This is a genomic window from Actinomycetota bacterium, assembly GCA_030774015.1.
Classification (GTDB): Bacteria; Actinomycetota; UBA4738; order UBA4738; family JACQTL01; genus JALYLZ01.
This window is the reverse complement of sequence record JALYLZ010000036.1, coordinates 25,347-31,557: the sequence shown is the minus strand read 5'-3', so window position 1 is coordinate 31,557 and position 6,211 is coordinate 25,347. Positions and strand designations below refer to the sequence as shown.

Sequence of the window (6,211 nt, the reverse complement as noted above, 5' to 3'; positions counted from 1 at the left end):
GCGGTTCCTGAGGCTCCGCACCGCGTTCCTCCGCGGTCCCCCCACCGCCCCCGCGGCCCCGCCTGCAAGCGGTCCAAGTGGCGTTCGACGGTTGCTGCGGTCAGGTGGGGCGGAGGCGGGCCATGCTCGTTACCAGGTGTTCCAGGGTATCCACGAAACGAGGGGTGCTCGACGGCGGAGAGCAACAGGGGCGGTCACGCCGCCCCAGGGCCGCCCCGATCAGGCCGAGCGAGATCGACTCGGTGCCGCCGGAGGTCAGGACGATCTCGTCCGGCTGCACCCCCAGGGCCAGCGCGACCTGCTCCCGGGCCGCCTCCAGGACTGCCCGGGCTTCCCGTCCCGGCGTCAGCGGGGACATGGGATCCCCCCAGGTGTCCAGGGCTTCCAGGAAGGCTTCCCGGGCTCGCGGATGCAGCGGCGTGCTGAGGTGATGGGCGAGGTGGACGCCGGTCATGACCGCGGGTCAGCGAGAGAAATGCCTTGTCAGGGGTGGAATGGGGAATCTATCATGCGCCCTGCTCGAACTGGTTGGGCGTTCCGTGGCCCGAGGGGGGCGGCGACAGGTGGCCAAGCAGGCGAAGGACATGTCCGGGGACCCGGAGCCGGAGACCACGCCCGGCCGCCGCGGCGCCGAGTCCCGGTTGTGCCAGGTGTGCGGTGTGAAGATCTCCAGCTACAACCCCGGCCCGAACTGCTGGCAGCACACCATCGGCCACCCCTGGCGCGGCCCCACGGCCAAGCCGAAATTCTAAGCTAGTGGTCTGTCTGTGAAATAATCTGGTATGGTAATCGCCATGCCGATCATGACCGCTCCAGCCCTGCCGGTGAGCTCTGAGCAACGAACCGACCTGCGCCAGATGGCGGCGTCGACGTCGCTCTCGCACCGCACGGTGGTCCAAGCGAAGGCTCTGCTGTGGGCGGCGGAGGGGGTAGGGAACGAGGAGATCGCCCGTCGGTGCGAGGTGGACTCCGACACTGTGCGCCGGTGGCGTCACCGGTTCGCCGCCCAAGGCACCCCGGGAGTGGGGGCGATCGCCAAGGGCCGGGGCCGCAAGCCAGCCCTGGAAGACGGGACGGTGGCCGAGGTGGTCCGGGTCACCTGCCACGAGAAGCCTGAGGACGGCTCGACGCACTGGACGACGCGCTCACTGGCGCGTCGGTTCGGGATCGGCAAGGACGCCGTGGCCCGCATCTGGTCCGATCACCACCTGAAGCCCTGGAAGGTGGACACCTTCAAGGTCTCCACCGATCCCCACTTCGAGGACAAGCTCGTCGACGTCGTCGGGCTGTACCTGAACCCCCCGGAGCGCGCCGCGGTGTTCAGCTTCGACGAGAAAACGCAGGTCCAGGCTCTGGACCGGACCCAGCCCAGCCTGCCGATGCGGCCGGGACGGGCCGGCACGATGACCCACGACTACAAGCGCAACGGCACGGTGGACCTGTTCGCCGCGCTCAACGTGGCCACCGGTGAGGTCCTCACCGACTACCACCGGAGCCACGCCGCCGCCGACGTGCTGCGGTTCTTCAAGCGCATCGACTCCGCGGTGGAGCGGAGGCTGGAGATCCACGTGGTGCTGGACAACCTGTCCGCGCACAAGGCCCCGGAGATCACCACCTGGCTGGCCCATCCCCGGCGCGCCCGCTGGCACCTGCACTTCACGCCGACGTCGAGCTCCTGGCTGAACCTTGTGGAGCGGTGGTTCAAGGAGCTGACCGACAAACGGCTCCGCCGGGGCGTGTTCACCAGCGTGGCCGATCTGACCGACGCCATCGCGACCTGGGTCCGTCATTGGAACGACGACCCCAAGCCGTTCGTCTGGCACAAGACCGCCGAGGAAATCATCGAGAAAGTGCGGCGCGGGCGGGCCACCCTCCACCAGATCAAATCATCGACGGAGCACTAGAAGGCTCGGGGCCCCAGCCGTTCGAGGCGGTCTCGGCGTACGCCCCCCGCCCGCGACAGGAGCATCGCGACGGCGAAGGACGACGGGATGACGGGTGGCGCCGCTCGGAGTCCATGGCTTTCAGCCGGTTCCCGCCGGGCAGAGCAGGACCAGGTCCAGCGTTCCGTTCGGGTGGGGGCGGAGGAGGACGGCGCCGCTCGGGTTCACGTACAGCAGCGGCGGGGAGTCCACGGTTCCGCGGGGCCTGACGCCGATGAGGTTCCTGAGCCGGGCCGTCATGTCCCAGAAGTTCACGGGCCGCATCCGCTTCGCGTAGAAGCTGAGGAGGTCCTTGCCGCGCTGCATGCCCGAGGTCCAGTCCTGGAACGGGGCACGGAGGGTCCCCGCCGCATCGAGGTGGGGACCCACCGTAAGCGCATTGATGGCGTGGACGACCGACTGGTCGAGCTCGCTGGGACCGGCCGGGGTGGCTCCCGCGAAGACGGGGATGCCCGCCTGGAGGCAGGGCGTCGATGCAGGGGGAGGCGACGGGGGAGCGGGCTCGGGCGGCGCGGGGGCAACCACCGGCTCCGCGACCGGACCCGACCGGGCGGGGCTGGCGGCGGCATCGCCCCGAAGCAGGAGCGCGGGGGCGGCGGCCAGCGCGAACAGCACGGCAAGGGCGATCAACGCCGTTCGTTCCCTGCTCATGCAACCAGTATGACTCCGCATGCAAGGGGGAAGTTGCCGTGAAGCGGCTCGGCGCGGTTCACTGGCGGGCGTGACGCACGAGGTGACCAACCAGGCGCTGCCGCTCGAGGGGTACGACGGGTTCGAGCAGGACCGGGCGCTGTCCGAGGCCCTGGAGCGGGAGGGCGGGGGGTGGGCGGCCGAGCGTGCCCACGCCGTCGGGGAGCTGGCCGGGGGCGAGGCCATCGCGTGGGGGTTCCAGGCCAACGAGAACCCGCCCAGGCTCCGGACCCACGACCGCTACGGAAACCGGATCGACGAGGTCGAGTTCCACCCCGCGTGGCACCGCCTGATGACGGTCGGCATCGAGAACGGGCTCCACGCCCTCCCCTGGAGGGACCCTCGGCCCGGTGCGCACGTGGCCCGGGCGGCCATGTTCATCGCCCTCGCCCAGGTCGAGCAGGGGTTCGGCTGCCCCATCTCGATGACCTACGCCTCGATCCCGACGCTGCGGCTGGAGCCGGCGCTGGCCGCCGAATGGGAACCGCGGCTGACCTCGACCACCTACGACCCTCGCGCCGCCCCCGCCTCGGAGAAGGCGGGCGCCCTGTGCGGCATGGCCATGACCGAGAAGCAGGGCGGCTCGGACGTCCGGGCCAACACCACCAGGGCCGTGCGCACGGGCGGCGACGGCGAGTTCGAGATCACCGGCCACAAGTGGTTCTGCTCGGCGCCCATGAACGACGCGTTCCTGGTGCTGGCGCAGGCCCCGGGCGGCCTGTCCTGCTTCCTCCTGCCCCGGTGGCGGCCCGACGGCACGCGCAACGGCTTCCTCATCCAGCGGCTCAAGGACAAGCTCGGGAACCGTTCGAACGCCTCGGCCGAGGTGGAGTTCGACGGGGCCTGGGCCCGGCTGGTCGGGGAGGAGGGCCGCGGCGTCCGGACCATCATCGAGATGGTCAACCACACCCGGCTCGACTGCGTGCTCGGCTCGACCGGCCTGATGCGCCAGGCGGTGGCCCAGGCCACCCACCACGCGGCGTACCGCTCCGCGTTCGGGGCCCGGTTGATCGACCAGCCCCTCATGCGAAACGTCCTGGCGGACCTGTGCGTGGAGTCGGAGGCCGCCACCGTCACCGCCATACGCCTGGCGCGCGCGTACGACGAGAGCGGCGGGAGCGACGAGGCACGCCTGTTCGCCCGCCTCGCCACCGCCGTCGTGAAGTACTGGGTGTGCAAGCGGACCCCGTCGCACGTCGCCGAGGCCCTGGAATGCCTGGGGGGCAACGGTTTCGTGGAGGACTCCGGGATGCCGCGGCTGTACCGGGAGAGCCCTCTGAACTCGATCTGGGAGGGCTCGGGCAACGTGATCTGCCTGGACGTGCTCCGGGCCATGGCCCGCAGCCCCCAGTCGGTGGACGCGTTCTTCGACGAGGTCGGGCGGGCGGAGGGGGCCGAGCCGCGCCTGGACGCGTTCGCGGCGAAGCTCCGCGACGAACTTGCCGACGGCGAGGACGCGGAAGCCCGGGCCCGGCGCCTGGTCGAGCAGATGGCGTTGGCCCTCCAGGCCTCCCTCCTGGTCCGCCACGGCCACCCCGCCGCGGCGTCGGCGTTCGTCGCCTCCCGCCTGGAGGGCGACCGAGGCATGGCCTTCGGGACCCTGCCCGCCGGGACCGACTTCACCGCGATCGTGGAGCGGGCCCGCCCCCGGCTGCCGCGCGGCTAGCTGTCCAACGCGGCTACGGCTGGTCCGGCCCGCCCCCGATGGGCTGCTCGGTCTTGGGCGCCGACACCAGCTTCTCCCGGCCACCCAGGAACCCGAACCAGTACACGGCCGCCGCCACGATGCTTCCTCCGATCGGGCCGATCCAGTACACCCACCAGTCCGTCCAGTGACCGCTCACCAGCATCGGCCCGAACGCCCGAGCCGGGTTCATGGCGGCTCCGGTGAACGGGCCGCCCGCCAGGATGTCGAAGGTCAGCACCAGGCCGATGGGCAGCCCGGCGATCTTCGAGAACGGACCCCGGTCGTCGATGGCGGTCCCGTACACCACGAACACCAGGAAGAAGGTGAGGATCGCCTCGAGGATCACGGCCTTCGCGTTGGTGATCCCACCGGTGTGCGCCACGGTCGGCGAGCCCAGGAACGAGGCTGCCCACAGACTCTTCGGAATGGCCGCCCGCAACAGCAGCGCGCCGAAGGTCGCTCCGGCCAGCTGGGCCACGATGTACAGGCCGGCCAGGCTGGTGTTGATCTGGCCGGTGACCCATGCGCCGATGGTGACCGCCGGGTTCACGTGCCCGCCGGAGATGTGGCCGGTCACCGACACCATGATCGCCAGCACCAGCCCGTGGGCCAGCGCGACGCCCACCAGCCCGCTGTTGCCGATCCCGGGGGCGGCCACGATCACGGCGCCCGCGCCGATGAAGATCAGCGCGAACGTCGCCACGAACTCAGCCAGCGCCTTCTGCCATGCGTGCTCCACGCGTCCCTCCCTCGTCCCGTCGTCACGCCTCGGCCCGCGGGGCCGGGTGGCCCCCGGCTAGAATGCGGGCCGTGAAAGTATTGCTCAGTTCGGCCAACCCCAGGGAACGCGAACTGACCCGGCTCGCCGTCCGGGCCATCGAACGGGAACTGGGTGAGCCGATCGAGTTCCTGGAGGCGGGCGACGGCGTCCGGGGCATCCGGCTGGCGTGGCGGGAGCGCCCCGAGATCGTCGTGGCCGACGAGATCTCGTCCCGGGCCGGCGCGTTCGCCCTGGCCAGGGACCTGAGAGGCGCCATGGAGCCCTATCCTGGCGTCATCGTGATCCTGCTGGACCGGCCCCACGACGCGTGGCTGGCCAAATGGTCCGGTGCGGACGCCTGGTTCACCAAGCCGGTCGATCCGTTCGCGCTGGCCGACCGGCTGGTGGAGCTGGTTCGGGCCCGCCGGGCCGGCGACGAGGGCCGGGCCGTGGAGGCGAGCGCATGAAGATCAGGCTGACCTGCCAGAACTGCGGACGAGACTCCCTGGTGCAGCAGGTGCTGGACTCCCAGGGGCACTGTCCGTGGTGCGGCAAGGCGTTCCAGCCCCACTACACGGCGGTGCTCGCGGAGGACCTCCACCAGGCCGAGCTGGCCGGGAGCGCCATGGAGGCCGCACTGGAGCGCATCGCCGGGATGGATCCGGCCCTGGTGTTCGACCAGGGCTCCATCCTCGGCCGGATCCAGGCCAGCCTGGAGGAGCTCGAGAAGGGCCGAAAGCCCGCCCCGGCCTGACCGCGCCCATGCCCGACGACAAGCGCTACGCCGTGCGAGTGGACCGCGGAAAGGCCGGCTGGGCCGTGCGGATCCTGGACCCGGCGGGCGCGCCGGTGTCCGAACGGGCCTGCGGCGACGAGGCGGAGGCCAGGACCTACGCGTCCACTGTCCGCCAGCACCTCTACTGGTTGTCCGAGGACAAGTTCCGCCAGTACTACCGGTTGCCGGAATCGGCCTGAGAGGGAGTCAGAGGCGATGGGCTTCAACGCCATGCAGCCCGGCAAGATCAAGCGCGGCGACATCATCATGCTGGTCTCGGGCATCCTGGTGATCGTGGCGTTGATCGTCTGGGCCATCCGCTGAGCGGATTCGACCAGGGCCTGGCCGGTGAGAGC

Annotated in this window: 9 protein-coding genes; 6 read left to right on the top strand and 3 right to left on the bottom strand. The window is 70.9% G+C overall.

Features of this window, described 5'->3' with window-relative positions:
• Positions 1 to 100: 100 nt before the first annotated feature.
• Complete coding sequence (locus M3Q23_03535; protein MDP9341183.1) at positions 101 to 454, bottom strand: aminotransferase class V-fold PLP-dependent enzyme; 354 nt, start codon at positions 452 to 454, stop codon at positions 101 to 103.
• A gap of 109 nt (positions 455 to 563) precedes the next feature.
• Here M3Q23_03535 and M3Q23_03530 point away from each other — a divergent pair, with 109 nt between their 5' ends.
• Both M3Q23_03530 and M3Q23_03525 read left to right on the top strand, forming a co-directional pair.
• Positions 564 to 752, top strand: a complete 189-nt coding sequence (locus M3Q23_03530) for a hypothetical protein (protein MDP9341182.1) — start codon at positions 564 to 566, stop codon at positions 750 to 752.
• 51 nt (positions 753 to 803) lie between these two features.
• Positions 804 to 1,904, top strand: coding sequence for an IS630 family transposase (locus M3Q23_03525; GenBank protein MDP9341181.1), 1,101 nt, complete (start codon positions 804 to 806; stop codon positions 1,902 to 1,904).
• A gap of 120 nt (positions 1,905 to 2,024) precedes the next feature.
• Here M3Q23_03525 and M3Q23_03520 read toward each other — a convergent pair whose 3' ends face one another.
• Positions 2,025 to 2,594, bottom strand: a complete 570-nt coding sequence (locus M3Q23_03520; protein ID MDP9341180.1) for a hypothetical protein — start codon at positions 2,592 to 2,594, stop codon at positions 2,025 to 2,027.
• A 61-nt stretch (positions 2,595 to 2,655) separates the two neighbouring features.
• Here M3Q23_03520 and M3Q23_03515 point away from each other — a divergent pair, with 61 nt between their 5' ends.
• Positions 2,656 to 4,299, top strand: a complete 1,644-nt coding sequence (locus M3Q23_03515) for an isovaleryl-CoA dehydrogenase (GenBank protein MDP9341179.1) — start codon at positions 2,656 to 2,658, stop codon at positions 4,297 to 4,299.
• 13 nt (positions 4,300 to 4,312) lie between these two features.
• On the opposite strand, the gene M3Q23_03510 is transcribed toward M3Q23_03515, so the two are convergent.
• Positions 4,313 to 5,059 (bottom strand): aquaporin, encoded by a 747-nt coding sequence (locus M3Q23_03510; GenBank protein ID MDP9341178.1) that lies wholly within the window; start codon positions 5,057 to 5,059, stop codon positions 4,313 to 4,315.
• A 71-nt stretch (positions 5,060 to 5,130) separates the two neighbouring features.
• On the opposite strand from M3Q23_03510, the gene M3Q23_03505 reads away from it, so the two are divergent.
• Genes M3Q23_03505 through M3Q23_03495 form a run of 3 tightly spaced genes read left to right on the top strand, consistent with a single transcriptional unit; the run spans position 5,131 to position 6,055 of the window.
• Positions 5,131 to 5,547 carry a hypothetical protein gene (locus M3Q23_03505; protein MDP9341177.1) on the top strand — a complete coding sequence of 139 codons (417 nt, stop codon included), beginning with the start codon at positions 5,131 to 5,133 and terminating at the stop codon, positions 5,545 to 5,547.
• A complete protein-coding gene (locus M3Q23_03500) occupies positions 5,544 to 5,834 on the top strand; it encodes a hypothetical protein (GenBank protein MDP9341176.1) in 291 nt (96 codons plus the stop codon). Before M3Q23_03505 ends, M3Q23_03500 begins: the two co-directional genes overlap by 4 nt.
• Before the next feature lie 8 nt (positions 5,835 to 5,842).
• The gene (locus M3Q23_03495) at positions 5,843 to 6,055 is read left to right on the top strand and encodes a hypothetical protein (GenBank protein ID MDP9341175.1); all 213 of its coding nucleotides are present in this window, start codon (positions 5,843 to 5,845) and stop codon (positions 6,053 to 6,055) included.
• Positions 6,056 to 6,211 lie beyond the last annotated feature (156 nt).